This window comes from Roseomonas marmotae, assembly GCF_017654485.1.
GTDB lineage: Bacteria > Pseudomonadota > Alphaproteobacteria > Acetobacterales > Acetobacteraceae > Pseudoroseomonas > Pseudoroseomonas marmotae.
In genome coordinates this window covers 245,221-269,332 of the sequence record NZ_CP061091.1, presented here as the reverse complement: position 1 = coordinate 269,332, position 24,112 = coordinate 245,221, and the positions used below count along the sequence as shown (strand labels likewise).

Genomic DNA, 24,112 nt, shown 5'->3' with positions numbered 1-24,112 from the left:
TTCGTGCCGCTGATCTGCTTCGCCTCCCCGAAGGGAGGAGTCGGGAAGACGACGCTTTCGGCCAATGTGACGGAGATGCTACGGCGCCAGGGCCATATGGCGCTGGCGCTCGACCTCGACCCGCAGAACGCCCTGCGGCTGCATTTCGGCGTGCCGGTGGGTGACCTCTCCGGCTTCAACGCCCATCTGCCGCGCCGGCCGGACTGGCGGTCCTGCCTGCGGCAGACGGCCTCCGGCACCCTGCTGCTGCCGCATGGCGCGGTCGAACTGCGCGATGCGCTGGAATGCAGCACGGCGCTGGAGCGTGACCCCGGCCTGCTGGCCAACCCGGTGCGGGAGATGCTGGCCGATCCGCGCGTGGTGGTGGTGGCGGATATGCCGCCCGGCCCTTCCCGGGCCCTGGCCATCCTGTCGCCCATGGCCTCCCTGGTGGTCACGGTGCTGCGGAGCGAGGCCATCAGCGCCGCCATGCTGGGCGAGATCGAGGCTGGCCGCTTCCTGGGCCAGGGCACCATGGCCGCGCTCTTCGCCGGGCGGCTGCAATTCGTGCTGAACGGGGTGGACATGGCTTCCCGTCTCTCGCGCACCGCGGCCGAGGCGGTGGCGCGGCATCTCGGCCCGCGCCTGCTGGGCGCCGTCGGCCGTGACGACGCCTTCGCCGAGGCCCTGACCGGCCAGAAGCTGGTACTGGACACCGCCCCGCGGAGCCGTGCCGCAGAGGATATCCGTCAACTTGCCCGCGCCATCGAGGCGCTGCTGCTGCCGCCGTCGCGGGAGGCCCCCGTGCCGTCGGCGCCGCCGCGCATGGTCGCGCCCTGGGCGGCGCCGGAATGGGGATCTCGCTGATGCGCCTGGATCGTCGGATCAACGGCATCCTGTCGCGCGTGCCGATGCTGAACGCGTTGATGGCCCTGGCGGGCGGGCTGCTCGGCCTCGTCTTCATCATGGCGCCGCTGGAGGCGGAGCAGCAGGCCTGGCTGGCGCTGGGCGGCTTCCTGGCCTTCCTGGCCATCAACCGCTTTCCCGGCAGAGGGCCGCTCTTCTTCCTGGTCGCGCTCTCCTCGCTGATCTCCCTGCGCTACCTGTATTGGCGGGTGACGGATACGCTGGGCTACAGCGGCTATATCGCCACCTTCCTCGGCACCGGCCTGCTGCTGGCCGAGGTCTATGCCGTGGTGGCGCTGCTGCTCTCCTACTTCCAGCAGCTCTGGCCGCTGGAGCGCAAACCCGTGCCGCTGCCGCCGGACCCGGAGCAATGGCCGGTCGTGGATGTCTTCATCCCCAGCTACAACGAGCCGCTGGAGGTGGTGAAACCCTCCATCTACGGCGCGCTGGCGATGGACTGGCCGCGCGACCGCATGAACGTCTATGTCCTCGACGACGGACGGCGCGAGGATTTCCGCGCCTTCTGCGAGGAGATCGGCTGCGGCTACATGATCCGCCCGGACAACAAGGGCGCCAAGGCCGGCAACATCAACCACGCGCTGGGCAAGACGAATGGCGAATATGTCGCCATCTTCGACTGCGACCACGTGCCGGTGCGCGCCTTCCTGCAGCTGACCATCGGCTGGATGCTGCGGGATCGCGAGATCGGCATGCTGCAGACGCCGCACCACTTCTACTCGCCCGATCCCTTCGAGCGGAACCTCGCCTCCGGCACGCGCGTGCCGAATGAGGGCCTGCTCTTCTACGGGCTGGTGCAGCAGGGCAACGACACCTGGAACGCCACCTTCTTCTGCGGCTCCTGCGCGGTGCTGCGGCGGACGGCGCTGGAGGAGGTGGGCGGCGTCCCCACCGAGACCGTGACCGAGGACTGCCACTGCTCGCTGAAGATGCAGCGGCTGGGCTGGCGCACCGCCTATCTGCGCCTGCCGCTGGCCGCCGGCCTCGCCACCGACCGGCTGCTGGCGCATATCGGCCAGCGCATGCGCTGGGCCCGCGGCATGATCCAGATCCTGCGCGTCGACAACCCGCTCCTCGGGCCCGGGCTGAATGTCGCGCAGCGCCTCTGCTACCTCAACGCGCAGTGGCACTTCCTCTTCCCGCTGCCGCGCTTCGTCTTCCTGACCTCGCCGCTCGCCTTCCTGCTGTTCGGGGAGAACATCATCGCCGCCTCGCCCCTGGCCATCCTGGTCTATGCGGGGCCGCATGTGGTGCATTCGATCGCCACCAACAGCCGCATGCAGGGCAAGGTGCGCCACAGCTTCTGGTCCGAGATCTACGAGACCGTGCTGGCGCTTTATCTGCTGCCGGTGGTGACCACCACGCTGCTCGACCCCACCAAGGGCAAGTTCAACGTCACGGACAAGGGCGGCACGCTGAAGGAGGGGTATTTCGACGCGCGCGCCGTCATGCCCAACCTGGTGCTGGGCGGGGTGCTGGCGCTCGGGCTGATGTTCGGCCTCTATGGCATGGCGGCCAATCCGCCTTCCAGCCTGGCCTTCCAGGCCCATGCGCTGAACGCTGCCTGGGTGCTGCTTTCCCTGGTGACGGTGATGGCGGGGCTCGCCGTGGGGCGCGAGCGGCGGCAGATCCGCGAGCGCCACCGAGTCGCCGCCCGGGTGCCCGCGACCATCGTGCTGGCCGATGGCCGGCGGCTGGACGGGGAGAGCATCGACCTCTCCCTGGGTGGCGCCGCGCTGGCCGTCACCCGGCCGGAGGATGTGCCGGAGGATGCCGCGCTGACCCTGGAATTCGATATCGGGCCCGACCGGGTGGTGGTGCCGGGCGAGGCGCTGCGCTGGCAGCCCGGCCGCCTGCAGGTGCGCTTCACGCCGGCCGGGCCATTGGATGAGGGCAATATCGTGCGGGTCGTGCTCGGCCGCGCCGATGCCTGGCTGCATTGGGACAATGTGCGCGCGGACCGTCCGCTGCGCGCGATGCTGGAGGTGGTCTTGAGTATCGGTGGCCTGTTCCGTGGCGACAGCCAGCTTTCGCTGCGCGCGCACCGCGCCCGCCGCCAGGCCCGCGCCGCGGCGCGCGCAGGGCACGGCAAACCGCCGGCGACCGGCCAGGATGCCGTCGCGCCGCGCGCCTCCCGCCCCGGCCTCGGCGCGGGCCGTGCCGCGGCGCTGCTGCTGGCGGTGCTGGGCGCATCCGGCGCGGCCTCGGCGCAGGTGCCCGGCGCCCCGCCGGGCCTGCCGCCGCTGATGCCGCCGCAGGCGCCGTCCGGCGAGCCCCTGGCGGCGCAGCCGCCGCCGGCCCTGCCGCCCCTGCAGGGCGCCGGCGCCCCGGCCTATGCCTTCGGCGCGCCCTCCGGCCCCGTCGGCGGCGCCCGCGTCGAGACGCGCAGCCTGCGCCAGATGGGCCTGGGCGGGCCGATGCAGCTGCGCGGCACCTCCGACCTGCAGGGCCTGCTCTTCGGCATCCGCGCCGACGAGGTGGTGACCGGCGCCAGGCTGACCCTGCAGGGCGCGACCAGCCCCGCGCTGATCCCTGAGCTGAGCCAGATCGCCATCGCCCTGAACGAGCAGTTCGTCGGCACCATCACGCCCGACCGCGCGCGCCCCTCCTTCGGGCCGGTCGAATTCCCGATGAACCCGGTCTTCTTCACCGATGCCAACCGGCTGAACTTCCGCTTCACCGGCCGCTACGCGGTGGAGTGCAACGACCCGCTCTCCGGCCTGCTCTGGTCCACCATCTCCGACCTCTCCACCGTGCAATTGACGCTGGAGCGGCTGCCGCTGCCGCGCGACCTGTCGCGGCTGCCCGAGCCCTTCTTTGACCCGCGCGTGCTGCGCGAGCCGCTGAACCTGCCGGTGGTGCTGGGCGAGGGCGCGGGCAATGACGTGGTGCGCGCCGCCGCCATCGCCTCCTCCTGGTTCGCGGTGCAGGCGGATTACCGCGGCGCCAACTTCCCGGTCAGCGGCAGCGTGCCGGCGCGCGGCCATGCGGTGGTCATCGCCACCGGCCCCGACTCCGTGCCCGGCGTCACCCTGCCGCGGATGGAAGGCCCGACGCTGGCGGTGGTGCCCAACCCGGCCGACCCTGATGGGGTGCTGCTGGTGGTCGGCGGCCGCAACGGGGCCGATGCCGTGGCGGCGGCGCAGGCGCTGGCGGTGGGCCGGCAGGCCCTCTCGGGCGAGATCGCGATGGTGCAGGCGCCGGAGGTGCCGCAGCGCGCCCCCTATGACGCGCCGCGCTGGATCCGCACCGACCGCCCCGTGCGCTTTGGCGAGCTGGTGGACCCTTCCGAGCTGCAATCCTACGGCTTCGCGCCCGGCAGCATCGCCATTCCCTTCCGCACCGCGCCCGACCTCTATACCTGGCGTGACCGCGCGCTGCCGGTCGATGTCTTCTACCGCGCTCCTCCGGGCCCGGTCACGGATGTCGCCGTCTCCCGCCTCGATGTCGCGCTGAACGACGTCTATCTGCGCTCCTTCCCGCTGCGGGACGCCGATGCTGGCTGGCCCTGGAACTGGCTGGCGCGGCAGGTCAATGCCGCCGGCACCGCCGACCGGATGCAGGGCCAGCTGGGTCTGCCGCCCTATCTGTTCTTCGGGCTGAACGAGCTGCAGCTGCGCTTCGATATGCGGCCGATGAACCGGGGCGACTGCGTCTCCATCCCCGGTGAGGTGCGCGCCTCCATCGACCCCGACAGCAGCATCGACCTCTCCCGCGCCCATCGCTTCGCGGAGCTGCCGAACCTCGCCTATTTCTCCAGCAGCGGCTTCCCCTATACCCGGCGGGCGGATTTCGGCGGCACGGCGGCCGTGCTGCCGGAGCGGCCGAGCAGCTCCGAACTCTCGGCCTTCCTGACGATGCTGGGGCGGCTTTCGGCCAATGTCGGCCATGCCGCCACCCGTATCGCCGTCGTCAGGCCCTCCGGCATCCAGGAGGTGGCGGAGCGCGACCTGCTGCTGATCGGCGCCATCACGCGCCAGCCGGTGCTGACCGAGATGCTGCGCGACCGCAGCCCGCTGCAGGTCGAAGGCAACCGCGTCACCCTGGCGCTGCCGGATGCGCTGGAAGGATTCCGCAACCTCTTCCTCAGCGATGACGAGCGGATGCAGCGGGAGCAGTTGCAGGCCATCCTGGCCGCGCCTTCCTCCGGCACCGGCATGCTGATCGGCTTTCAGAGCCCGCTGCATTCCAGCCGCAGCGTGGTGGCGCTGACCGGCGCCAGCCCTCAGGGCGTGGAGGCCATGGTGGCCGCCCTGCGCGACCGGGAGTTGCTGCCGCGCATCCAGGGCGACCTCGCCATCCTCTCCAACGGGCGGATGACCTCCTACAAGATCGGCGGCAACTACACGGTGGGTTCCATCCCGCCCTGGCTCTGGCCGCAATACTATCTCGGCCAGCATCCGCACCGGCTGCTGCTGGCGGTGCTGGCCGCCTCCCTGCTGGTGGCGGTGCCGGGCTACTGGCTGCTGCGGCGGCGTGTGGCCCGGCGGCTGAGGACCCGGACATGATGCCCGGCCCCGGACGGCCGGCGCGGCGGCGAGGAGGAAGCGGAGGCTCATGACGCAGATGGACCGGACGGCCCTGGCCTACTTGGCACGGAAGGATGCCGGCGCGCAGTGGCGCGGCTTCCTGCGGGCCCTGCTGGAGACACTGGAAGGGCAGCTGGACCAGCCGGCGCGCGATGCCCTGCTGCGCGAGGTCGGACGGCGTTTCGCCGCCGCCATGCCCCTGCCGCCAGCCGAGACGCTGGCGGGCCTGGAGGCCCGCATGAACGAGGCGCTGGCCGCCGCCGCCTGGGGCTATGTGACGCTGGCGCTGGACCCGCAGGACCGCCGGCTCCACTTCACCCACCATGCCGCCCCCTGTATCGCCACCGCCGGGGATGGGGCCGGCGCCTGGCTGGGCCCGGTGCTGGAGGGGCTCTTTGGCACCTGGCTCAGCGCCCAGCCCGGTGGGGAGGAGGCGGGCGCCGCCACGGTGCGGCTGACCTCCCTCGAACCGGGGCTGGCAAGGCTGCAATTCGGCGCCTGAGGCGCCGGTCGGCGCATCTCTGCCATCTCGGCGCTTGCCATCCGGGGGAGGGCGGTCCATGCCGCCGCCATGCCCCTGCAAGAGTCGCTGGAATTCGAGATCGCGCGCCTCGGCGCCGCTGGCGACGGTGTCGCCGCCGGTGCGGATGGCCGCCCCGTCTTCATCCCCTATGCCCTGCCCGGGGAGCGTGTCTCGGCCCGCCTCGCCGGCAAGCAGGGGGAGGGGCAGGCGGCCGAGCTGACCGGCCTGCTGCGCCCGGCCCCCGAGCGCGTCACCCCGCCATGCCCGCATTTCGGCCGCTGCGGCGGCTGCGTGCTGCAGCACATGGCCATTCCGCCCTATGCCGAATGGAAGCGCGCCCGGCTGGCCGAGGCGCTCTCCCGCGCCGGCTATGCCGATGCGCCGGTGGCCGAGCCCGCCGTCACCCCGCCCCATACGCGCCGCCGGGCGGACCTGGCGCTGCGCCGGGCCGATGGCGTGCCGGTCCTGGGCTTCCATGCGCGGGGCAGCGGCGCGGTGGTCGACCTCTCCACCTGCGTCGTGCTGGACCCCCGGCTGGTGGCGCTGTTCGGACCGCTGAAGACGCTGCTGCGCAGCCTCTCCGCCTTCCGGCGGGAGGGTTCGGCCGTGCTGAACCTGCTGGAGACCGGCCCCGACCTGCTGCTGCGCCTCGATGGCATCCCCAGCCCCACCGACCGTGCGCTGCTGGCCGAATTCGCCGGCGCCCATGGCCTGCCGCGCATCGCCTGCGCCCCGCTGAAGGGCGGCGTGGCGGAGAATGTGGCCCAGGTGGCCCCGGTCTCCATCACCCTGGGGGATGTGCCGGTGGCGCCCGCCCCTGGCGCCTTCCTGCAGGCCACGCCGCAGGGGGAGGCCGCCATCGTCGCCGCCGTGCTGGCCGGCCTGCCGCCGAAGCTGACGGGGAAGGCCCGCATCGCCGACCTGTATGCCGGGCTGGGCACGCTGTCCTTCCCGCTCTCCGCCCGCGCCCGCGTCACGGCCTATGAGGGCGCGCCGGACGCCGTGGCGGCGCTGGACGCGGCCGCGCGGAAATCCGGCGGGCGCGTCACGGCCGTGAAGCGCGACCTCGCCCGCCAGCCGCTTTCGGTGAAGGAGCTGGAAGCCTTCGCCGCCGTGGTGCTGGACCCGCCCTATGCCGGCGCCGCGGACCAGATCCCGGCGCTGGCCCGCAGCGCCGTGCAGCGCATCATCTATGTCTCCTGCAACCCGGCGGCGCTGGGGCGGGATGCAGGGCTGCTGAACGCGGGGGGCTGGCGCCTCGTTTCCGCCACACCCATCGACCAGTTCCTGTGGTCAGCGCAGCTGGAGGCCGTCATGGTCTTCGCGCGCGGGGCCTGATCCGGACCGCTTGACCCTGACCGGGCTCCCCCCACCTTCAACGGGATTGATGCCCTTCAGCATGTCTGTGGACCAGGAGAGATCGATGGAGATAGATCGGCGTGGCTTGATCGCGGCGGCGGGAGCCCTGGCCGCGGCACCTCTTCTGGCACGGCTGGGCATCGGCCCCGCTTCCGCCCAGACCCAGGCGGCCCCTGCCGCCGATGCGGCGGCCAGCGGCCCGGCCCAGGCGCCCGGCTTCTACCGCTTCAAGCTGGGCAGCCGGGTCGTGACGGTGGTGCATGACGGCTTCGGCAACCGCCCCCGCCCCACCCAGGGCTTCGTTCGCAATGCGGAGCCGGCGGCGGTGGAGGCGGCGCTGAAGGCCGCCTATCTGCCCACCGATGCCCTCCGCATTCCCTATACCGTTCCCTTCCTGGAGACGGCGGACGGCATCATCGCCTTTGACACCGGCACGGGCGGGCAGCTCGGCAATACGGCGGGGCGGCTCGCGGCCAATATGCAGGCAGCGGGGCTGGACCCCGCGAAGGTGACGCAGGTCATCTTCACCCATTTCCACGGCGACCATATCACCGGCCTGACCACCGCCGACGACAAGCCCGTCTTCCCCAATGCCGAGATCATCGTCCCCGAGGCCGAATGGGCCTACTGGACGGACGAGGCCACGGCCTCCCGCGCGCCGGAGGCCATGAAGGGCGCCTTCGCCAATGTCCGCCGGCGCTTCGATCCCTACAAGGAGCGCATCCGCAGGATCGGCAGCGAGGGCGAGGTGGTGCCGGGCATCGTGGCCCTGGCCACGCCGGGCCATACGCCCGGCCATACCAGCTACCTGCTGGCGGACGGCAATGCCCAGGCGCTGATCCTGGGCGACGTGACCAACCGGCCCGAGTTGAACCTGGCCAATCCGGGCTGGCACCTGGTCTTCGACATGGATGCCGAGCAGGCGGAGAAGGCCCGGCGCGCGATCTTCGACCGCGTCTCCACCGACCGCATCCGCTGCGTCGGCTATCACTTCCCCTTCCCGGCGAATGGCTATGTCGCCAAGGAAGGCGATGGCTACCGCTTCATTCCGGCGGACTGGTCGAGCGTGGTCTGACTGGCTACGCCGCGCCGGAGGGGTGCCGCCCCTCCGGTTCGCGGCTCCGGGCCCGGAGCGGAGGCCGGAGGCAAGGCCCCGGCCCTGTCCTCAGACGTGGAAGCTCTCGCCGCAGCCGCAGCGGCCCTTTTCATTCGGGTTCACGAAGGTGAAGCCGGCGGACATGGCCTTCACCTCGTAGTCCATGGTGGTGCCCAGCAGGAACAGCGTCGCCTTGCGGTCCACCAGCACGGTCACGCCCTTGTCGGTGACGACCTCGTCCCCCGGCCCGGGCGCATCGGCCCAGGAGAGGTCGTAGGACATGCCGGAGCAGCCCTTGGTGCTGACGCTCACGCGCAGCAGCCTGCCTTCCTGCCCGCCGGCATAAAGGGCGCGCAGCCGCTCGGCGGCGGCATCGGAGACCTGCATCAACGGCGGCAGGGCGCGGGTGGGGCGGGGGGTGGTGGTCGTGCTCATGATGGCATCTCCCCTCAATACATGTTCAGGGCCAGGCGCGCGTCCTCGCTCATCCGGGACGGGTCCCAGGGCGGGTCCCAGACCACCTCGACCGCGCAGTCCGTCACGCCGGGGATCAGCCGGATGGCTTCCTCCACCTGCTGCGGCAGTTCCTGCGCCGAGGGGCAGGAGGGCGCCGTCAGCGTCATCTCCACCGCCACCTTGCCGTCCTCGCCGATCTCGATCGCGTAGATCAGGCCGAGTTCGTAGATGTTCACGGGGATCTCGGGGTCATAGACCGTGCCGATGGCGCCGATCACCGCATCCTCGGAGACGGCGGGGCGGGTCTCGCCTTCCGGCGTCCAGCTGCCATGCCCGGACGGGGAGGGGGTGCCGGCGGTGGTGGCCGTATCCTCACTCACTGCTTGCCGCCTCCTGCTTGTCGTCCAGTGCGTTGTTCAGCGTGTGCCAGGCCAGCGTCGCGCATTTCACGCGGCTGGGGAATTCGGAAACGCCGCCCAGCACCTGCAGCCGTTCCATGTCCTCAGCCAGCGCGGCGCTGCATTCGGGGCAGGTGCCGGTCATGGCGAGGGTGCGGAACTTCTCGCCCAGCTCCTTCGCCTCGCCCAGCGTCTTGCCGCGCACCGTCTCGGTCATCAGGCTGGCGCTGGCCATGGAGATGGCGCAGCCGCGGCCCTGGAAGCCGAGATCGGCGATGTGGCCGCCCTCATCCAGCTTCACCCAGAGCTCCATCCGGTCGCCGCACATGGGGTTGTCGCCGCGCGCGTGGCGGTCGGCATCCTCCAGCCGGCGGAAGTTCCGGGGCTTGCGGCCGTGGTCCAGGATGACTTCCTGGTAGAGGTCGCGCAGGTCGTCGAACATCTAGGCGAAAAACTCCCTGGCCTTGACCAGCGCCTCGGCCAGGTAATCGACCTCCTCCACGGTGGTGTAGAGGCCGAAGGAGGCGCGGCAGCTGCTCTCCACGTTAAATCGTACGTGCAGTGGCTCGGCGCAATGGCGGCCGGAGCGGACGGCAATGCCGGTCCGGTCGAGCAGCGTTGCAAGATCATGGGCATGCGCGTTGTCGAGCGCGAAGGCGAAGACGCCGCCGCGGTCCTGCGCCTGGCCCAGCAGGGTCAGGCCCTCGATGCGCGAGAGCCTGCCCATGGCGCGGTCCACCAGCAGGCGCTCATGCGCCTCGATGGCGGGCATGCCGATGGCCTGCACGTAGTCGATGGCGGCATGCAGCCCGATGGCCTCGACGATGGGCGGCGTGCCGGCCTCGAACTTCGCCGGCACGGGGGCGGGCAGGAAGCCATCCAGCGTGACCTCGGCGATCATGTCGCCGCCGCCCAGGAAGGGCGGCATCCGCTCCAGCAGCTCCATCCGCCCCCAGAGCACGCCGATGCCGGTGGGGCCATAGAGCTTGTGGCCGGTGAAGACATAGAAGTCGCAGCCGATGGCCTGCATGTCCACGCGCCGGTGCACGGCGGCCTGGGAGCCGTCCAGCAGCAGCTTCGCCCCATGCGCATGGGCCAGATCGGCCAGCCGCTGGGCCGGCGTCACGGTGCCCAGCACATTGGACATGTGGGTGACCGCGAAAAGCCTCACCTTGCCGTCGGCCAGCTTGGCCTCGACATCCGCCAGGTCCAGCTCGCCCGCATCGGTCACGCGGGCCACGCGCAGCTCGATGCCATGGGCATCGCGCAGCATCAGCCAGGGCACGAGGTTGGCGTGGTGCTCCATCTCGCTGATCAGCACGGCATCGCCCGCTTTCAGCACCCCGCGCCCGTAGCTGTGGGCAACGAGGTTGATGGCGGCGGTGGAGGAGCTGGTGAAGACGATCTCCCGCGTATCCGCCGCGTTCAGGAAGCGGGCGACCGCCTCGCGCGCCGCCTCATAGGCGGCGGTGGCGGCTTCGGAGAGGTGGTAGGCGCCGCGATGGACATTGGCATAGCCCGTCTCCATCATCCGCGTCATGGCATCCAGCACCGCGCGCGGCTTCTGCGCCGAGGCACCGGAGTCCAGGAAGACCAGCTTCTTGCCGCGCACCGTCTGCGAGAGGATCGGGAAATCCTCACGCAGGCGCGTCACGTCGAAGCCGGGCGCCACCACCGCACCGTCCATTTACGCCACCTTTTCCCACCAGCCGCCGATGGCGGTGGCCAATGCCTTGCGGGCCGTCTCCTCCTCGATCGCCTCGACGGCTTCCTGCAGGAAGGCCTCGATCAGCATCGAGCGGGCAACGGACTGCGGGATGCCGCGGGCGCGGAGATAGAAGAGCTGGTCCTCGTCCAGCTCGCCCACCGTCGCGCCGTGCGAGCATTTCACGTCGTCGGCATAGATTTCCAGCTGCGGCTTGCTGTCGATCTCCGCCTGGTCCGAGAGCAGCAGCGCCTGGTTCATCTGGTAGCCGTCGGTGCGCTGGGCGATCTGGTGGACATGGATCTTGCCCTGGAACACCCCGCGCGACTTGCCGGAGAGCACCGTCTTCACCGTCTGGCGGCTGGCGCAATCGGGCGCCGCGTGGTCCAGGAAGGTGGTGCAGTCGCCATGCTGGCCATCGGTCAGCAGCTGCGCGCCGTTCAGATGCGCCATGGCCTTCGGGCCATTCAGCGAGACATGCGCCTCGCTGCGCGCCAGCTTCGCGCCCGCATGCAGCAGGAAGCTGTCATAGGTGGCGCCCGCCGCCGCCGTCGCGAAGACGGTGGAGAGGAACACGCCCTCCGCCCCTTCCTGCTGGATGCGCGCATGGGTCAGGTGCGCGCCCTCGGCCAGTTCGATCTCGACGACGGGGTTGTGCAGGTAACGCCCCTCGCCACGGCCGATGGCCCGCTCGATCAGCACCAGCTGCGCGCCGGCGCCGAGGCGGATGACATGGCGCGGATGCACCGCGACGGGACGGTCCGCGCTGGCCTGGATGATCGAGAGCAGCTCGATCGCCCCGGCATTGGCGCCGGCGGGCAGGTCGATCAGCACGCCATCCTCGAAGAGCATGGTGTTCAGCGCGGCCAGCGGCACCTCGTCCAGCTTGGCCACGCTGCCCAGCAGCCCCTCGGCGGCCGGAAGATCGGCGCCCAGGCTCCGCACGGGCGCGTCGGAGAGATCGGCGCGGAAGCGGCCATCGATCAGCACGGCCCGCTGCGGCGCCGTGGATTCCGGCAGCGCCACATCCTCATCGACCGGCGTCAGCGCCTCGCCGAAGCCGGTGCGGGAGAGCAGGGCCAGGTCGGTATAGTGCCAGGCCTCCACCTTGCGGGTGGGGAAGCCATTGGCGCGGAAGGCCTCGGCCGCGCGCGCGCGCAGCGCCGCCACCCAGGGGAGGCGGGTGCCGGGCAGGCGGGGCTGGAGCCCTTCGTAGCGGCGCAGGAAGCCTTCGGGGCCGGGTTCGAAAATCGCGTTCATGCCGCCTGAACGGCCGTGTAGCCGCTCTCCTCCAGCTGCTTCGCCAGTTCCGGCCCGCCGGACTGCACGATGCGGCCGTTCATCAGCACATGCACGCGGTCCGGCACGATGTAGTTCAGCAGGCGCTGGTAATGGGTGATGACGAGCGCCGAGAAGTCCGGGCCGCGCAGCGCGTTGACGCCATCCGCCGCGATCTTCAGCGCATCGATGTCGAGGCCGGAATCCGTCTCGTCCAGGATGGCGAGGCCGGGCTTCAGCAGCGCCATCTGCAGCACCTCGTTCCGCTTCTTCTCGCCGCCGGAGAAGCCGACATTCACGCCGCGCTTCAGCATGTCCTCCGGCATCGACAGCTCCTTCATCCGCTGGCGGGCCAGCTTCAGGAACTGCATGGCATCGAGTTCCGGCTCACCCTTGGTGCGGCGGATGGCGTTCAGCGCGGTCCGCAGGAAATTGGCATTGCCCACGCCCGGCAGCTCGACCGGATACTGGAAGGCCAGGAAGACGCCGGCCGCGGCGCGCTCCTCCGGCTCCAGCGCCAGCAGGTCGATGCCGTTGAAGGTGGCCGTGCCGCCCGTGACCTCGTAGCCGTCACGGCCGGCGAGGACATAGGAGAGGGTGGATTTGCCGCCGCCATTCGGGCCCATGATGGCATGGATCTCGCCCGTCGGGATCTCCAGGTCGATCCCGTTCAGGATCTGCTTGCCATCGATTTCGGCCGTCAGGCCTTCGATCTTCAACATGATGATAAACTCGTCCGTCCTAAAATCTCTGGCTTAGCCGACCGAGCCTTCGAGGCTGATCTGCAGCAGCTTCTGCGCCTCGACCGCGAATTCCATCGGCAGTTCCTTCAGAACCTCCCGGCAGAAGCCGTTCACGATCAGGCCCACCGCGTCTTCCTGGGAAAGGCCGCGCTGGCGGCAGTAGAAGAGCTGGTCCTCGGCGATGCGCGAGGTCGTCGCCTCATGCTCCACCTTGGCGGAGATGCAGCGGTTCTCGATGTAGGGCACCGTATGCGCCCCGCACTGGTCGCCGATCAGCAGGCTGTCGCACTGGGTGAAGTTGCGGGCACCCGTGGCCTTGGGGCTGATCCGCACCAGGCCGCGATAGGTGTTCTGCCCATGCCCGGCGCTGATGCCCTTGGAGACGATGGTCGACTTCGTGTTCTTGCCGATATGGAACATCTTCGTTCCCGTGTCGGCCTGCTGGTAGTTGTTGGTGATGGCGACGGAATAGAACTCGCCCACCGAATCATCGCCCTGCAGGATGCAGGAGGGATACTTCCAGGTGATGGCGGAGCCCGTCTCCACCTGCGTCCAGGAGATCTTGGACCGCGCGCCGCGGCAGGCGCCGCGCTTCGTCACGAAGTTGTAGATGCCGCCCTTGCCCTCGGCATCGCCGGGGTACCAGTTCTGCACCGTGCTGTATTTGATGGTGGCATCGTCCATCGCCACCAGTTCCACCACCGCCGCGTGCAGCTGGTTCTCGTCGCGCATCGGCGCCGTGCAGCCCTCCAGGTAGGAGACATGCGCGCCCTCATCGGCGATGATCAGCGTGCGCTCGAACTGGCCGGTGCTCTTGGCGTTGATGCGGAAATAGGTGGACAGTTCCATCGGGCAGCGGACGCCCTTCGGGATGTAGACGAAGCTGCCATCCGTGAAGACCGCGCTGTTCAGCGCCGCGAAGAAGTTGTCGCCCTGCGGCACCACGCTGCCGAGGTACTGGCGCACCAGCTCCGGATGCTTCTGCACCGCCTCGGAGATGGAGCAGAAGATGATGCCCTCCTTCTCCAGCCGCGCGCGGAAGGTGGTGGCGACGCTGACGCTGTCGAAGACCGCGTCCACGGCGATGGGCAGGCGCTCGCCATCCAGCTCGGCGCCCTCGACGCCGGCCAGCAGCGCCTGCTCCTTCAGCGGGATGCCCAGCTTGGCATAGGTCTTCAGCAGCTCGGGATCGACCTCGTCCAGCGACTTCGGCCCGGCCTTCTTCACCGGCGCGGCGTAGTAGTAGGAATCCTGGTAGTCGATGGGCGGATACTTCACCGCGGGCCAGCGCGGCTCCTCCATCTTCAGCCACATGGCATAGGCCTTCAGCCGCCAGTCGAGCAGCCACTGCGGCTCGTTCTTCTTGGCGCTGATGAAGCGGACGATATCCTCGTTCAGCCCCTTGGGGGCGAACTCCATCTCGATATCCGTCTCGAACCCGTATTTGTAGGTCCCCTCGGTGACGGACTGGACGGCGTCGATGGTTTCGGTCACGGCAGGCATGGGTCGGGGTCCCTACTCAACAGCCAGGGAGGCCGGCATGGCCGGCACAGGATTGGGCGAAGCGGGCTTGTGGCCATGCGACTGGCAGGTGCGCGTGGCCGGCCCGGCGAGGTCGGCGAGGCTGATGGAGGAGAGCGCGTGGCGCACCGCCTCGTTCACGGGGTCCCAGCGGCCGCGCACGGGGCAGGTCGCCTCCGTCTCGCAGCCGCCGGAGGCGCCATCGACGCAGGCGGTGAGCGCGATCGGCCCATCCACCGCCAGGATGACGTCGGACAGCGCCATCCGGGCCAGCGGGCGTCCGAGCCGGTAGCCGCCGCGCGCGCCGCGCAGCCCTTCCACCAGCCCGGCATGGGCCAGGGCCTTCAGCACCTTGGCCACCGTCGGCTCGGCAATGCCGGTGCCCAGGGCCAGGGAGGGGGCGGTCTGCACGCCTCCCTCGGCTTCCAGCCGGGCCAGCACGACCACCGCGTAATCGGTAAGCTTCGACAGCCGCAGCAAAACCGGGCCTCTCCTTGGAAACTGGACCTCATTCGTCCGGTTTCTGGCAGATGCGCCTGAGACCCTTGAATGTCAAGGAAGCGGGGCTTGGTGTTTGCCATGATCGCAGGGCGGTGCCACCCTGGATGCATGCCGAAAACCGTCGCCTTTCCCCGCCATGCCGCCAGCCTGATCCTGTGGCGCAGCCGGGCCGGCGGAGAGATCGAGATCCTGATGGGCCTGCGCCATGCAGGCCACCGCTTCATGCCCAGCCGGCTGGTCTTTCCCGGCGGACGGGTGGATTTCGGGGACCGCACCGCCCCCGCCGCCACCGAGCCCTTGCCGGCCACGCTCGCGGCGCTGGAACGCGCCGCCCCGCCCCGGCTGGCGCGTGCCCTGGCCATGGCCGCGGCGCGGGAGCTGGAGGAGGAGACGGGCCTGACCCTGGCGCCGCCCGGCCAGGCCGCCCCGGCGCTGGATGTGCTGGATTATGTCTGCCGCGCCGTGACCCCGGCCAGCATGTCCATGCGCTTCAATGCCCGCTTCCTCTCCGCCCCGGCCGAGGCCGCGCGCGGCAGCCTGGCCGGCTGCGGGGAGCTTGAGCGGATCGACTGGTTCACGCTGGAGGAGGCGGCCGGCGCGCCTCTTGCCCCCATTACCGCCCGGGTGCTGGAGCAGTTCGCCGCCTGCATGGCATTGCCTCCGGCCCAGCGCGCCGCGCGCCCGTTGATCTGCTTCCAGGGCCATGACCGGATGCTGCCGGAGCGCCAGTCAGCCCCCGCCCGGCGGCCGGCCTCCCGGGTGGGCTGAGACGAGATGACTTGCCGGATGGCCGGGCCATCGTCATCCTCCGCGCCCCTGGCTTTGCAGGGAGAGGGAGAGGCCGATGCGCCTGGCAGTGCTGAAGGAGAGGCGTGCGGGTGAGACCCGTGTCGCCGCGACGCCGGAGACGGTGAAGAAACTGATCGGCCTGGGCATTACCAGCGTGGCGGTCGAGAGCGGCGCCGGGCTGGCCTCGGGCTATCCCGATGCCGCCTATCAAGAGGCTGGGGCCGAGATCGTCCCCGATGCCGCCGCGGCGCTGGCCGGGGCCGGCATCCTGCTGAAGGTCCGCGCGCCCCTCGCCGCCGGAGAGGGCGAGGTGGACGAGCTGGCCCTGATCCCGCGCGACACGCTGCTGCTGGGCACGCTGGAGGCGCTGGGCAATCCGGAGCGGGCGAAGGCCTATGCCGAGGCCGGCCTCCAGGCCTGCTCGATGGAGCTGCTGCCGCGCATCACCCGGGCGCAGAGCATGGATATCCTCTCCTCCCAGGCCAATCTCGCCGGCTACCGCGCCGTGATCGAGGGCGCGGCGGCCTTCGACAAGGGCTTCCCCATGCTGATGACGGCGGCGGGCACCATCCCGGCCGCCAATGTCTTCGTCATGGGTGCGGGCGTGGCGGGGCTGCAGGCCATCGCGACGGCCCGGCGCCTGGGCGGCCGTGTCTCCGCCACCGATGTGCGCCCGGCGGCCAAGGAGGAGATCAAGTCCCTCGGCGCCAGCTTCGTCGGCTATGAGGACGAGGAGAGCCGCGCGGCCCAGACGGCCGGTGGCTATGCCAAGCAGCTTTCCGCCGAGTTCTATGCCAGGCAGGCCGAGGTGGTGGCCACCCATATCGCCAAGCAGGACGTGGTGGTGACCACCGCGCTGGTGCAGGGCCGCAAGGCGCCGACCCTGGTGACGGAAGCCATGGTGGCCAGCATGAAGCCCGGCAGCGTGATCGTGGATATCGCGGCGGACGCCGGCGGCAACTGCGCCCTGACGGTGCCGGGCCAGGCCATCGTCACCGGCAATGGCGTGAAGATCCTGGGCTACGGCAACTGGCCCGGCCGCATCGCCGGGGCCGCCAGCGCTCTCTACGCCCGCAACCTGCTGACCTTCCTGACCACCTTCTGGGACAAGGACGCCAAGGCGCCCCGGCTGCCGGAGGATGACGAGATCGTGCGCGGCGTGGTGCTGACGCGCGGCGGGGCCGTGGTGCACCCGCAACTGACCCAGGCCGCCTGAGGAGGGGCGAGAGATGAACCCGACCGACCTCGCCAACCAGGCGACGGCGACCGCCGAGCGCGCGCTGGCCATGGCCGCCCAGGCCCGCATGATGGCCGAGAACACGCTGGCGCCCATGGCACCGGTGGCCCAGGCCGCCGAGCCCTTCCTGATGCTGCTGACCATTTTCCTGCTGGCCTGCTTCGTCGGCTACTACGTGGTCTGGAACGTGACCCCGGCGCTGCATTCGCCGCTGATGGGTGTCACCAACGCCATTTCCTCCGTCATCATCGTCGGCGCCATCCTGGCCACGGGCCTGGGGGACAGCTGGATCGCCAAGGTCTTCGGCTTCCTGGGCGCGACGCTGGCGGCGGTGAACATCTTCGGCGGCTTCCTGGTCACCCGACGGATGCTCGCCATGTTCTCCGGCAAGAAGAAGGGCTGAGCCGATGGCACAGTCCCTGACGACGCTCGCCTATCTCGTCGCCTCCGTCCTCTTCATCCTCGCGCTGCGCGGGCTGTCGCATCCCACCACCAGCCGGCGCGGCAATCTCTACGGCATGATCGGCATGGGCATCGCCATCGTGGCGACGCTGCTGCGGCCGGGGATGGAGCTGGGCGGCATCGTCATCGTGCTGGCGGGGCTGGCCATCGGTGGCACCATCGGCACCATCCTGGCCAGCCGCATCCAGATGACGGCGCTGCCGCAGCTGGTGGCCGCCTTCCACTCCCTGGTGGGCCTGGCCGCCGTCTTCGTCGCGGCAGCCGCCTTCTACAATCCCGAGAGCTTCGGCATCGGCCATGCCGGCGCCATCCATGGCGGGTCGCTGGTCGAGATGTCGCTCGGCGTCGCGATCGGCGCCATCACCTTCTCCGGCTCCGTCATCGCCTTCGCCAAGCTGCAGGCGCTGATGTCCGGCGCGCCCATCACCTTCAAGGGCCAGCACTGGCTGAACCTGGCGCTCGGCATCCTGCTGGTGGTGCTGATCATCGCCTTCGTGGCGACGGGCAGCGGCGTGCTCTTCTGGCTGATCGCCATCCTGGCGCTGGCGCTGGGCTTCCTGCTGATCATCCCGATCGGCGGCGCGGACATGCCGGTCGTGGTCTCCATGCTGAACAGCTATTCCGGCTGGGCGGCGGCGGGCATCGGCTTCACGCTGCAGAACCTGCTGCTGGTGGTGACCGGCGCGCTGGTCGGGGCCTCCGGTGCCATCCTGTCCTACATCATGTGCAAGGGCATGAACCGCAGCATCTTCAACGTGCTGCTGGGCGGCTTCGGGGCCGGGGCGGGCGGCGCGGCGGCGGGCGGCGGTGCCGCGCAGCCGGCGCGCCCCGTGAAGTCCGGCAGCCCGGAGGATGCCGCCTACATCATGAAGAACGCGGGCAAGGTCATCATCGTGCCCGGCTACGGCATGGCGGTGGCCCAGGCCCAGCAGGTGCTGCGGGAGATGGCGGACCTGCTGAAGAAGGACGGCGTCGAGGTCTCCTACGCCATCCATCCCGTCGCCGGCCGCATGCCCGGCCACATGAACGTGCTGCTGGCCGAGGCGAACGTGCCCTATGAGGAAGTGCACGAGCTGGAGGAGATCAACCCGGAATTCGCCGAGGCCGACGTGGCCTATGTCATCGGCGCCAATGACGTGACCAACCCGGCGGCCAAGACGGACAAGTCCAGCGCCATCTATGGCATGCCCATCCTGGATGTGGAGAAGGCCAAGACCGTCTTCTTCGTGAAGCGCGGCATGTCCTCCGGCTATGCCGGAGTGGAGAACGAACTGTTCTTCCGCGACAATACGATGATGCTCTTCGGCGACGCCAAGAAGGTGACGCAGCAGATCGTCCAGGCGCTGCAGAAGTAGGCACGAAAAGGCCGGGGGAAGGAATTCCCCCGGGCCCCCATCTTTTTTCTTCGGGTTTCGGCTGGCGCCTTGGAGGCCGGGGAATGAATTCCCCGGCCTCCGTCGCCTTCAGGGCGTGCTCAGCGCCGCCAGCTGCTGCGCCGTCTCCCGCGCCCCCATGGTCTCGGCCAGCATCTGCGCCGTGGCGCCGGAAGTGTCCCGCCGATGCGGATCGGCGCCATAGGCCAGCAGCTGCGTCACGATGTCCCGGCGGTTGAACATGGCTGCCACCATCAGCGGGGTGCGCCCGTCCGGGCCGCAGCCATCCACCGCCGCGCCTTTCTCCAGCAGCAGGCTCACCACCTCCGGGAAGCCCTTGAAGGCGGCCCCGGCGAGCGGGGTCTGGCCGCGGTCGTTCACGCGGTTGGGGTCGGCGCCGAAATGCAGCAGCAGGCGCACCATCTCCAGATGCCCGTGGTAGCTGGCCAGCATCAGCAGGCTGTCGCCCTTGTCGTTGGTCATATTGGCCGGCAGGCCACGCGCCAGCAGCTTCCGCATGGCCTCCGGATCGCCGCCGCGCGCGCATTGGAAGACCTGGGCGGCGAATTCCAGCGTCTCGTCATCCCATTGGGGCGTGGCGTCACTCGGGGGCATGGGCGGGGCTCCGGCAGGTTGCGCGATGGACAAGATAGGCACCGGATTCCGCGGCGGGAGGGCCGCTCCGCCGGAGTTGCGGTCCACCCCCGCTTGTCAGGAGCGCGAGCCTGGCCGAGAGGCATGGGACCATGCCCACCAGCCCGGGCGCGGCATCCGCCGCCCGGACCCGCCGAGGAAGAATGCCCGATGCCGTGCTCATTCCTGCCCCGCCTCTCCGCCGCCGCTACCCTGGCGGGGATGGTGCTGCTGCCATGGGCCGGCGGTGCCCTGGCCCAGGCGGAGCAGGACGGCTCCTTCAACCTGACCAACCGCAGCAACCGCGCCATCGAGCGGCTTTACGCCTCGCCCTTCGAGAGCGAGGCCTGGGGTGAGGACCGGCTGACGGGCCGCCCGCCCCTGGAGGACGGAGCCAGCATGGCCGTGCGGATGCCGCCCGATGGCGGCTGCCGCACCGATCTGCGCCTCGCCTTCGCCGGTGGCGTGGTGGAGGAGCGGCGGGATATCGACACCTGCGCCGACCGCGACGTGGTGATCGGCACCCCCGCCCGCACCGGTGCCCTGCGCGCGGGGCGGGAGGATGGCGCCACCCGCAGGGGCCGTCCCGGTCTGCTACTGCGGAATGGTTCCGGGCGGGTGATGCTGGAATTCTACGCCAGCCCCAGCAGCCAGGATGACTGGGGCCGCGACCACCTGGGGCCGGATACGCTGCGGCCGAATGGCCGCCGCGCCATCCGCCTGCCGGCCGGCCCCTGCGAATACGACCTGCGGGCGGTCTGGCGCGGCGGCCGCAGCGAGGAGCGGCGGGAGGTCGATCTCTGCGCGGAGCGGGAGATCACCTTCCGCTGACGGGACGCCGCCGGAACACGGCCGGCGGCGCCGTCAGGCCCGCCGGGTGCTCATGGCGAAGAACAGGGTGCAGGCTAGGTTGGCCAGCGCCAGGAAGGCGAGCGCCGCGCCGATGCCCCAGGCCGCGGCGACGGGGCCGGAGGCACCCTGCAGGACGGCCGTGCCCAGGAAGAACGACAGATTGACCGCCGAGAGCGCCTTGCCCGCCTGCTCCGGCGGCACGACGGCGCGGGTCATGGCGAAGGCCAGCGGCTGCACGGCGATGGCGAGGCCGAAGGCGAAGAACATCGCCGCGTCATAGCCCGCCGGCAGCATGGGCAGCCCCAGGAGGCCAGAGAGCCAGCCGCCCGGCCCGCCCGCCACCACCAGCAGGATGCAGAGGCTGGCGGCCACATGGCCGAGGATCAGCAGCAGGCGGCGATGGCCGATCCTGCGGTCCAGCACCCCGCTCAGCACCGGCCCGGCGATCAGCGCCAGGGTGAAGAGCAGCAGCACATTGCCGGCCTCGATGCGGGTGAGGTGCTTGATCTCCATCAGCCAGGGGCCGCCCCAGAGCCCGCGCAGCCCCATGATGACGGCGAAGGAGGCGAAGGCCAGCAGCACCAGCCCCCGCAGCCGGCGGGAGAAGCCGAGCCGCACCACTTCCCGCGCCTCGGCCAGCAGGGAAGGACGAGGGCCAAGCGGCATGGCCGGTGGCACCGGGGCGGGCACCAGCCGCACCACGAGCAGCAGGACCACCAGCGCCAGCCCCGCCGAGACCCAGAAGCCCATGCGCCAGCCCGCATGTTCCACCACCCAGGCCAGCGGGCTGGCCGAGAGCAGCATGCCGACATTGCCGGTGCCCTGGATCAGTCCGGACCAGAGCCCGAATCGGGCGGGGGTGAGGTGCTTGGCCGCCAGGGTCATGGGGCAGAGCAGCCCGCCGCAGCAGCCCAGGCCCAGCAGGATCTGCGTCAGCAGGAAGCCCAGCGGCCCGCCGATCATGGCCGAGGCCGCAGCCCCTAGCGTGACGACGGTCAGCAGCACCAGCGCCACCGGCTTCACGCCGAAGCGGTCCAGCGCCACGCCCAGCGGGATCTGCCCGGCGGCGAAGGCGAGGTGATAGGCGCCTGTGAGCGAGGCCAGCCCCTCCGGCGTGGTGCCGATATCGAGCGACAGCACATCGGCCGAGATGGCCGGCAGCGTGCGCAGGAGGTTGGAGATCATATGGCCAAGCGCCAGCACCAGCAGCGGCGCCACGAAGGCGGCCGAGCCCTCTCGGGAATCCATGTCGTTATCCGTTCTCGCGCCGTGTGGTCGTGGCGGGTGCTATCGTGTCAGCACCGCTGCCCTTGTCCAGAGGGCGAGCACCGTCATGGCCAAGCCGGCCAGCAGAAAGGCGCCGGTATAGCCCGCCCGCGCCATGACCAGCCCGAAGCAGATCGAGCCCAGCGCCTGCCCCAGGAAGAGCGCCATGGCGAAGGCGGAGACGGCGGTGGCGCGCGCCTCGGGCAAGGCCTCGGTGCTGCGGGCCTGCAAGGTGCCGTGGAACATGAAGAAGGCGAGGCCCAGGATGGCCTGGAGGCCGGCCACCACCCACCAGTTGGGCGCCAGCCCTACGGCCGCCAGCCCCGCCGCCAGCACAAGCCCGCCGGTCAGCAGCAGCCGCCGCTCCCCGAAGCGCGCCAGCAGCAGCCGCGCGATGCGCGTGTAGAGGAAGGAGCCCAGGCCGAAGACCGCCACCACCAGTCCAGCCTGCCAGGCTTCCAGGTGGAAGACCTGGATGAGGTAGGAGCCGATGAAGGGGAAGGCGCCGCCGAAGAGCAGCAGCCCGTCGAAGAAGGAGGCCAGCAGCAGCCGCCGCCCGGCGGGGCGCCGCAGAAGCATCAGGTAGCGGGCGATGCCGCTGCCGGCGGCGGAGGAGGGCTCCGGCCGCCAGAGCTTGCGCCCCAGCACGGCCATGATGCCGGCGGCGGTGAGCACCGCCTGGACGCCCACCAGCAGGAAGACGGCGCGCCAGCCCAGCGCCTGCCCGGCCACGCCGGCCAGCGGGCCGGTCAGCAGCTGCGCCATCACCATGCCCGTCAGGAAGCGGCCCAGCGTCGCCTGGCGATCGGCATAGGGGACGTTGTCGCCGATCCAGGCCATGGCCAGCGGCACGATGGCGCCGGCCAGCCCGCCCGCGATGGCGCGCAGCACCACCAGTTGCCCCAGGCTGGCGGCCGAGGCGCAGACGGCGGTGGCGAGGCCGTAGAGCAGCAGCCCCGTCACCAGCACGCGCAGCTTGCCGAAGCGGTCCCCCAGTGGTCCCAGCACCACCTGGCAGAGGCCATAGGGCAGGGCGAAGGCGGAGATGACGATGGCGGCATCCGCCACCGTCACCATCAGGTCGCCGGCGACGGTGGGCAGCAGCGGGTCCAGCAGCCGCATGCCGCAGCCGCTGGCGAAGGCCGCCAGGGCCAGCAGCGGCAGCACGGCCAGGGAGGCCGTATTGGTGCCGGCCGGGGCGGGGGCCGTGGAGGCTGCCTCCTCCGCTGGCCGGCTCACGCTTACGCCGCCACGGAGGCGGCGGGCTTCGCGGCGCGCTTGCGCTCGCTCTCGGTCTTCAGCTGGCCGCAGGCGGCCAGGATGTCCCGCCCGCGCGGCGTGCGGATGGGGGAGGAATAGCCGGCCTCCGACACCACCCGCGCGAAGCGGTGGATGGCGTTGTTGGAGGAGGTCTCGTAGGGGCTGCCGGGCCAGGGGTTGAAGGGGATCAGGTTCACCTTGGCCGGGATGCCTTTCAGCAGCCGCACCAGCTCCCGCGCATCGGCCTCCGAGTCGTTCACGCCCTTCAGCATGACGTATTCGAAGGTGATGCGCCGGGCATTGGAGGCCGCCGGGTAGCGGCGGCAGGCGGCCATCAGCTCCTCGATCGGGTATTTCCGGTTCAGCGGCACGATCTCGTCGCGGATGTCGTTGCGGACCGCGTGCAGGGACACGGCCAGGCCCACCGCCAGCTCCTGCCCGCACTTGTCCATCATCGGCACCACGCCGGAGGTGGAGAGGGTGATGCGGCGGCGGGAGAGGGCGATGCCCTCATTGTCCATGACGATCCGCATCGCCTTGGCGACGTTCTCGTAGTTATAGAGCGGCTCGCCCATGCCCATGATGACGATGTTGGACAGCAGGCGCGGCGTGCCGTCCGTCGGGCTCGGCCATTCGCCATAGCTGTCGCGCGCCGCCATGAACTGGCCGACGATCTCGGCCGCGCCGAGGTTGCGCACCAGCTTCTGCGTGCCGGTGTGGCAGAACTTGCAGCTCAGCGTGCAGCCGACCTGGGTCGAGATGCAGACGGCGCCGCGGTCCTCCTGCTGGTCGGGGATGTAGACGGTCTCGACCTGCTGCCCGTCGCGGAAGCCGAAGAGCCACTTGCGCGTGCCGTCCGTGCTGGTCTGCTCCAGGTTCACGCCGGGGCGGCCGACGACGAAACGCTCCGCCAGCTTGCGCTGCATCGGCTTGGCGATGCTGGGCATCAGGCTGAAGTCGGTGACGCCCTGGTGGTAGATCCAGTGCCAGATCTGCTTGGCGCGGAAGGGCTTCTCGCCGATCGCCACCATCTCAGCCACCAGCTCCTCCCGCGACAGGCCGACCAGGTCGCGCCGCCCATCCGCCAGGGTGGCGGGCGGGGGCGAGAACAGGGCGGCCTTGGCCAGGATGCGGTCACGCTCCGCCGCCGTCAGGTCGGCGCTGCCTGCCTGGGGGGCGGTGGCGGCTTCGGCGGTCGCGGGCTGGGTCATGTCAGAATTCCAGATTG

At 70.5% G+C, this 24,112-nt stretch carries 22 protein-coding genes; 10 read left to right on the top strand and 12 right to left on the bottom strand.

Annotated features, from left to right (window positions below):
* Positions 1 to 3 precede the first annotated feature (3 nt).
* The 5 genes from IAI58_RS01255 (at position 4) to IAI58_RS01235 (ending at position 8,389) form a co-directional block, all read left to right on the top strand.
* A complete protein-coding gene (locus tag IAI58_RS01255) occupies positions 4 to 846 on the top strand; it encodes a cellulose synthase operon protein YhjQ/BcsQ (RefSeq protein ID WP_207447959.1) in 843 nt (280 codons plus the stop codon).
* Positions 846 to 5,411: a UDP-forming cellulose synthase catalytic subunit gene (gene bcsA, locus IAI58_RS01250; RefSeq protein WP_207447958.1), complete on the top strand. Its 4,566-nt coding sequence runs from the start codon at positions 846 to 848 to the stop codon at positions 5,409 to 5,411. The genes IAI58_RS01255 and bcsA overlap by 1 nt, the downstream gene beginning before the upstream one ends.
* Before the next feature lie 49 nt (positions 5,412 to 5,460).
* The gene (bcsD, locus tag IAI58_RS01245; RefSeq protein WP_207447957.1) at positions 5,461 to 5,934 is read left to right on the top strand and encodes a cellulose biosynthesis protein BcsD; all 474 of its coding nucleotides are present in this window, start codon (positions 5,461 to 5,463) and stop codon (positions 5,932 to 5,934) included.
* 69 nt (positions 5,935 to 6,003) lie between these two features.
* The gene (locus IAI58_RS01240) at positions 6,004 to 7,293 is read left to right on the top strand and encodes a class I SAM-dependent RNA methyltransferase (protein WP_207447956.1); all 1,290 of its coding nucleotides are present in this window, start codon (positions 6,004 to 6,006) and stop codon (positions 7,291 to 7,293) included.
* A gap of 85 nt (positions 7,294 to 7,378) precedes the next feature.
* Positions 7,379 to 8,389: an MBL fold metallo-hydrolase gene (locus IAI58_RS01235; RefSeq protein ID WP_207447955.1), complete on the top strand. Its 1,011-nt coding sequence runs from the start codon at positions 7,379 to 7,381 to the stop codon at positions 8,387 to 8,389.
* A gap of 90 nt (positions 8,390 to 8,479) precedes the next feature.
* Here the strand turns inward: IAI58_RS01235 and IAI58_RS01230 are convergent, their stop codons facing one another.
* Genes IAI58_RS01230 through IAI58_RS01195 form a run of 8 tightly spaced genes read right to left on the bottom strand, consistent with a single transcriptional unit; the run spans position 8,480 to position 14,991 of the window.
* Entirely contained in the window at positions 8,480 to 8,845 is a 366-nt protein-coding gene (locus IAI58_RS01230; RefSeq protein WP_207447954.1) for a HesB/IscA family protein, read from the bottom strand.
* Between the two features lie 14 nt (positions 8,846 to 8,859).
* Positions 8,860 to 9,246, bottom strand: coding sequence for an SUF system Fe-S cluster assembly protein (locus tag IAI58_RS01225; RefSeq protein WP_207447953.1), 387 nt, complete (start codon positions 9,244 to 9,246; stop codon positions 8,860 to 8,862).
* Entirely contained in the window at positions 9,239 to 9,706 is a 468-nt protein-coding gene (gene sufU, locus IAI58_RS01220) for a Fe-S cluster assembly sulfur transfer protein SufU (protein WP_207447952.1), read from the bottom strand. Before sufU ends, IAI58_RS01225 begins: the two co-directional genes overlap by 8 nt.
* Positions 9,707 to 10,951, bottom strand: coding sequence for an aminotransferase class V-fold PLP-dependent enzyme (locus tag IAI58_RS01215; RefSeq protein WP_207447951.1), 1,245 nt, complete (start codon positions 10,949 to 10,951; stop codon positions 9,707 to 9,709). It abuts the gene before it with no gap.
* Complete coding sequence (gene sufD, locus IAI58_RS01210; RefSeq protein ID WP_207447949.1) at positions 10,952 to 12,229, bottom strand: Fe-S cluster assembly protein SufD; 1,278 nt, start codon at positions 12,227 to 12,229, stop codon at positions 10,952 to 10,954. It abuts the gene before it with no gap.
* Positions 12,226 to 12,969, bottom strand: coding sequence for a Fe-S cluster assembly ATPase SufC (gene sufC, locus IAI58_RS01205; protein WP_207447947.1), 744 nt, complete (start codon positions 12,967 to 12,969; stop codon positions 12,226 to 12,228). The genes sufD and sufC overlap by 4 nt, the downstream gene beginning before the upstream one ends.
* Before the next feature lie 33 nt (positions 12,970 to 13,002).
* On the bottom strand, positions 13,003 to 14,493 hold the full coding sequence (gene sufB, locus IAI58_RS01200) for a Fe-S cluster assembly protein SufB (protein ID WP_207447945.1): 1,491 nt from the start codon (positions 14,491 to 14,493) through the stop codon (positions 13,003 to 13,005).
* 12 nt (positions 14,494 to 14,505) lie between these two features.
* Positions 14,506 to 14,991 carry an SUF system Fe-S cluster assembly regulator gene (locus IAI58_RS01195; RefSeq protein ID WP_207447943.1) on the bottom strand — a complete coding sequence of 162 codons (486 nt, stop codon included), beginning with the start codon at positions 14,989 to 14,991 and terminating at the stop codon, positions 14,506 to 14,508.
* A gap of 129 nt (positions 14,992 to 15,120) precedes the next feature.
* Here IAI58_RS01195 and IAI58_RS01190 point away from each other — a divergent pair, with 129 nt between their 5' ends.
* From IAI58_RS01190 to IAI58_RS01175, 4 genes are all read left to right on the top strand, one after another.
* Positions 15,121 to 15,780 (top strand): NUDIX domain-containing protein, encoded by a 660-nt coding sequence (locus IAI58_RS01190; RefSeq protein WP_207447942.1) that lies wholly within the window; start codon positions 15,121 to 15,123, stop codon positions 15,778 to 15,780.
* Between the two features lie 76 nt (positions 15,781 to 15,856).
* Positions 15,857 to 17,017, top strand: a complete 1,161-nt coding sequence (locus IAI58_RS01185; protein ID WP_207447941.1) for a Re/Si-specific NAD(P)(+) transhydrogenase subunit alpha — start codon at positions 15,857 to 15,859, stop codon at positions 17,015 to 17,017.
* 13 nt (positions 17,018 to 17,030) lie between these two features.
* On the top strand, positions 17,031 to 17,441 hold the full coding sequence (locus IAI58_RS01180; protein ID WP_207447940.1) for an NAD(P) transhydrogenase subunit alpha part 2: 411 nt from the start codon (positions 17,031 to 17,033) through the stop codon (positions 17,439 to 17,441).
* 4 nt (positions 17,442 to 17,445) lie between these two features.
* A complete protein-coding gene (locus IAI58_RS01175; RefSeq protein WP_207447939.1) occupies positions 17,446 to 18,855 on the top strand; it encodes an NAD(P)(+) transhydrogenase (Re/Si-specific) subunit beta in 1,410 nt (469 codons plus the stop codon).
* 108 nt (positions 18,856 to 18,963) lie between these two features.
* Here IAI58_RS01175 and IAI58_RS01170 read toward each other — a convergent pair whose 3' ends face one another.
* The gene (locus IAI58_RS01170) at positions 18,964 to 19,488 is read right to left on the bottom strand and encodes an ankyrin repeat domain-containing protein (protein ID WP_207447938.1); all 525 of its coding nucleotides are present in this window, start codon (positions 19,486 to 19,488) and stop codon (positions 18,964 to 18,966) included.
* A 189-nt stretch (positions 19,489 to 19,677) separates the two neighbouring features.
* On the opposite strand from IAI58_RS01170, the gene IAI58_RS01165 reads away from it, so the two are divergent.
* Complete coding sequence (locus tag IAI58_RS01165; RefSeq protein ID WP_207447936.1) at positions 19,678 to 20,337, top strand: hypothetical protein; 660 nt, start codon at positions 19,678 to 19,680, stop codon at positions 20,335 to 20,337.
* Positions 20,338 to 20,370: 33 nt separating this feature from the next.
* On the opposite strand, the gene IAI58_RS01160 is transcribed toward IAI58_RS01165, so the two are convergent.
* The 3 genes from IAI58_RS01160 to rlmN are packed head-to-tail and all read right to left on the bottom strand — an operon-like array spanning position 20,371 to position 24,095.
* Entirely contained in the window at positions 20,371 to 21,606 is a 1,236-nt protein-coding gene (locus tag IAI58_RS01160) for an MFS transporter (protein ID WP_207447934.1), read from the bottom strand.
* A gap of 39 nt (positions 21,607 to 21,645) precedes the next feature.
* Entirely contained in the window at positions 21,646 to 22,863 is a 1,218-nt protein-coding gene (locus IAI58_RS01155) for an MFS transporter (protein WP_207447932.1), read from the bottom strand.
* 2 nt (positions 22,864 to 22,865) lie between these two features.
* Positions 22,866 to 24,095 carry a dual-specificity RNA methyltransferase RlmN gene (gene rlmN, locus IAI58_RS01150; protein WP_207447930.1) on the bottom strand — a complete coding sequence of 410 codons (1,230 nt, stop codon included), beginning with the start codon at positions 24,093 to 24,095 and terminating at the stop codon, positions 22,866 to 22,868.
* Between the last annotated feature and the right edge of the window lie 17 nt (positions 24,096 to 24,112).

Bases quoted from the DNA above. Each gene is read 5' to 3' on its own strand.
- bcsA (WP_207447958.1), top strand. From the start codon at position 846: ATGCGCCTGGATCGTCGGATCAACGGCATCCTGTCGCGCGTGCCGATG.
- bcsD (WP_207447957.1), top strand. From the start codon at position 5,461: ATGACGCAGATGGACCGGACGGCCCTGGCCTACTTGGCACGGAAGGAT.
- IAI58_RS01240 (WP_207447956.1), top strand. From the start codon at position 6,004: ATGCCCCTGCAAGAGTCGCTGGAATTCGAGATCGCGCGCCTCGGCGCC.
- IAI58_RS01235 (WP_207447955.1), top strand. From the start codon at position 7,379: ATGGAGATAGATCGGCGTGGCTTGATCGCGGCGGCGGGAGCCCTGGCC.
- IAI58_RS01230 (WP_207447954.1), bottom strand. From the start codon at position 8,845: ATGAGCACGACCACCACCCCCCGCCCCACCCGCGCCCTGCCGCCGTTG.
- sufU (WP_207447952.1), bottom strand. From the start codon at position 9,706: ATGTTCGACGACCTGCGCGACCTCTACCAGGAAGTCATCCTGGACCAC.
- IAI58_RS01215 (WP_207447951.1), bottom strand. From the start codon at position 10,951: ATGGACGGTGCGGTGGTGGCGCCCGGCTTCGACGTGACGCGCCTGCGT.
- sufD (WP_207447949.1), bottom strand. From the start codon at position 12,229: ATGAACGCGATTTTCGAACCCGGCCCCGAAGGCTTCCTGCGCCGCTAC.
- sufC (WP_207447947.1), bottom strand. From the start codon at position 12,969: ATGTTGAAGATCGAAGGCCTGACGGCCGAAATCGATGGCAAGCAGATC.
- sufB (WP_207447945.1), bottom strand. From the start codon at position 14,493: ATGCCTGCCGTGACCGAAACCATCGACGCCGTCCAGTCCGTCACCGAG.
- IAI58_RS01190 (WP_207447942.1), top strand. From the start codon at position 15,121: ATGCCGAAAACCGTCGCCTTTCCCCGCCATGCCGCCAGCCTGATCCTG.
- IAI58_RS01185 (WP_207447941.1), top strand. From the start codon at position 15,857: ATGCGCCTGGCAGTGCTGAAGGAGAGGCGTGCGGGTGAGACCCGTGTC.
- IAI58_RS01180 (WP_207447940.1), top strand. From the start codon at position 17,031: ATGAACCCGACCGACCTCGCCAACCAGGCGACGGCGACCGCCGAGCGC.
- IAI58_RS01175 (WP_207447939.1), top strand. From the start codon at position 17,446: ATGGCACAGTCCCTGACGACGCTCGCCTATCTCGTCGCCTCCGTCCTC.
- IAI58_RS01170 (WP_207447938.1), bottom strand. From the start codon at position 19,488: ATGCCCCCGAGTGACGCCACGCCCCAATGGGATGACGAGACGCTGGAA.
- IAI58_RS01165 (WP_207447936.1), top strand. From the start codon at position 19,678: ATGCCGTGCTCATTCCTGCCCCGCCTCTCCGCCGCCGCTACCCTGGCG.
- IAI58_RS01160 (WP_207447934.1), bottom strand. From the start codon at position 21,606: ATGGATTCCCGAGAGGGCTCGGCCGCCTTCGTGGCGCCGCTGCTGGTG.
- rlmN (WP_207447930.1), bottom strand. From the start codon at position 24,095: ATGACCCAGCCCGCGACCGCCGAAGCCGCCACCGCCCCCCAGGCAGGC.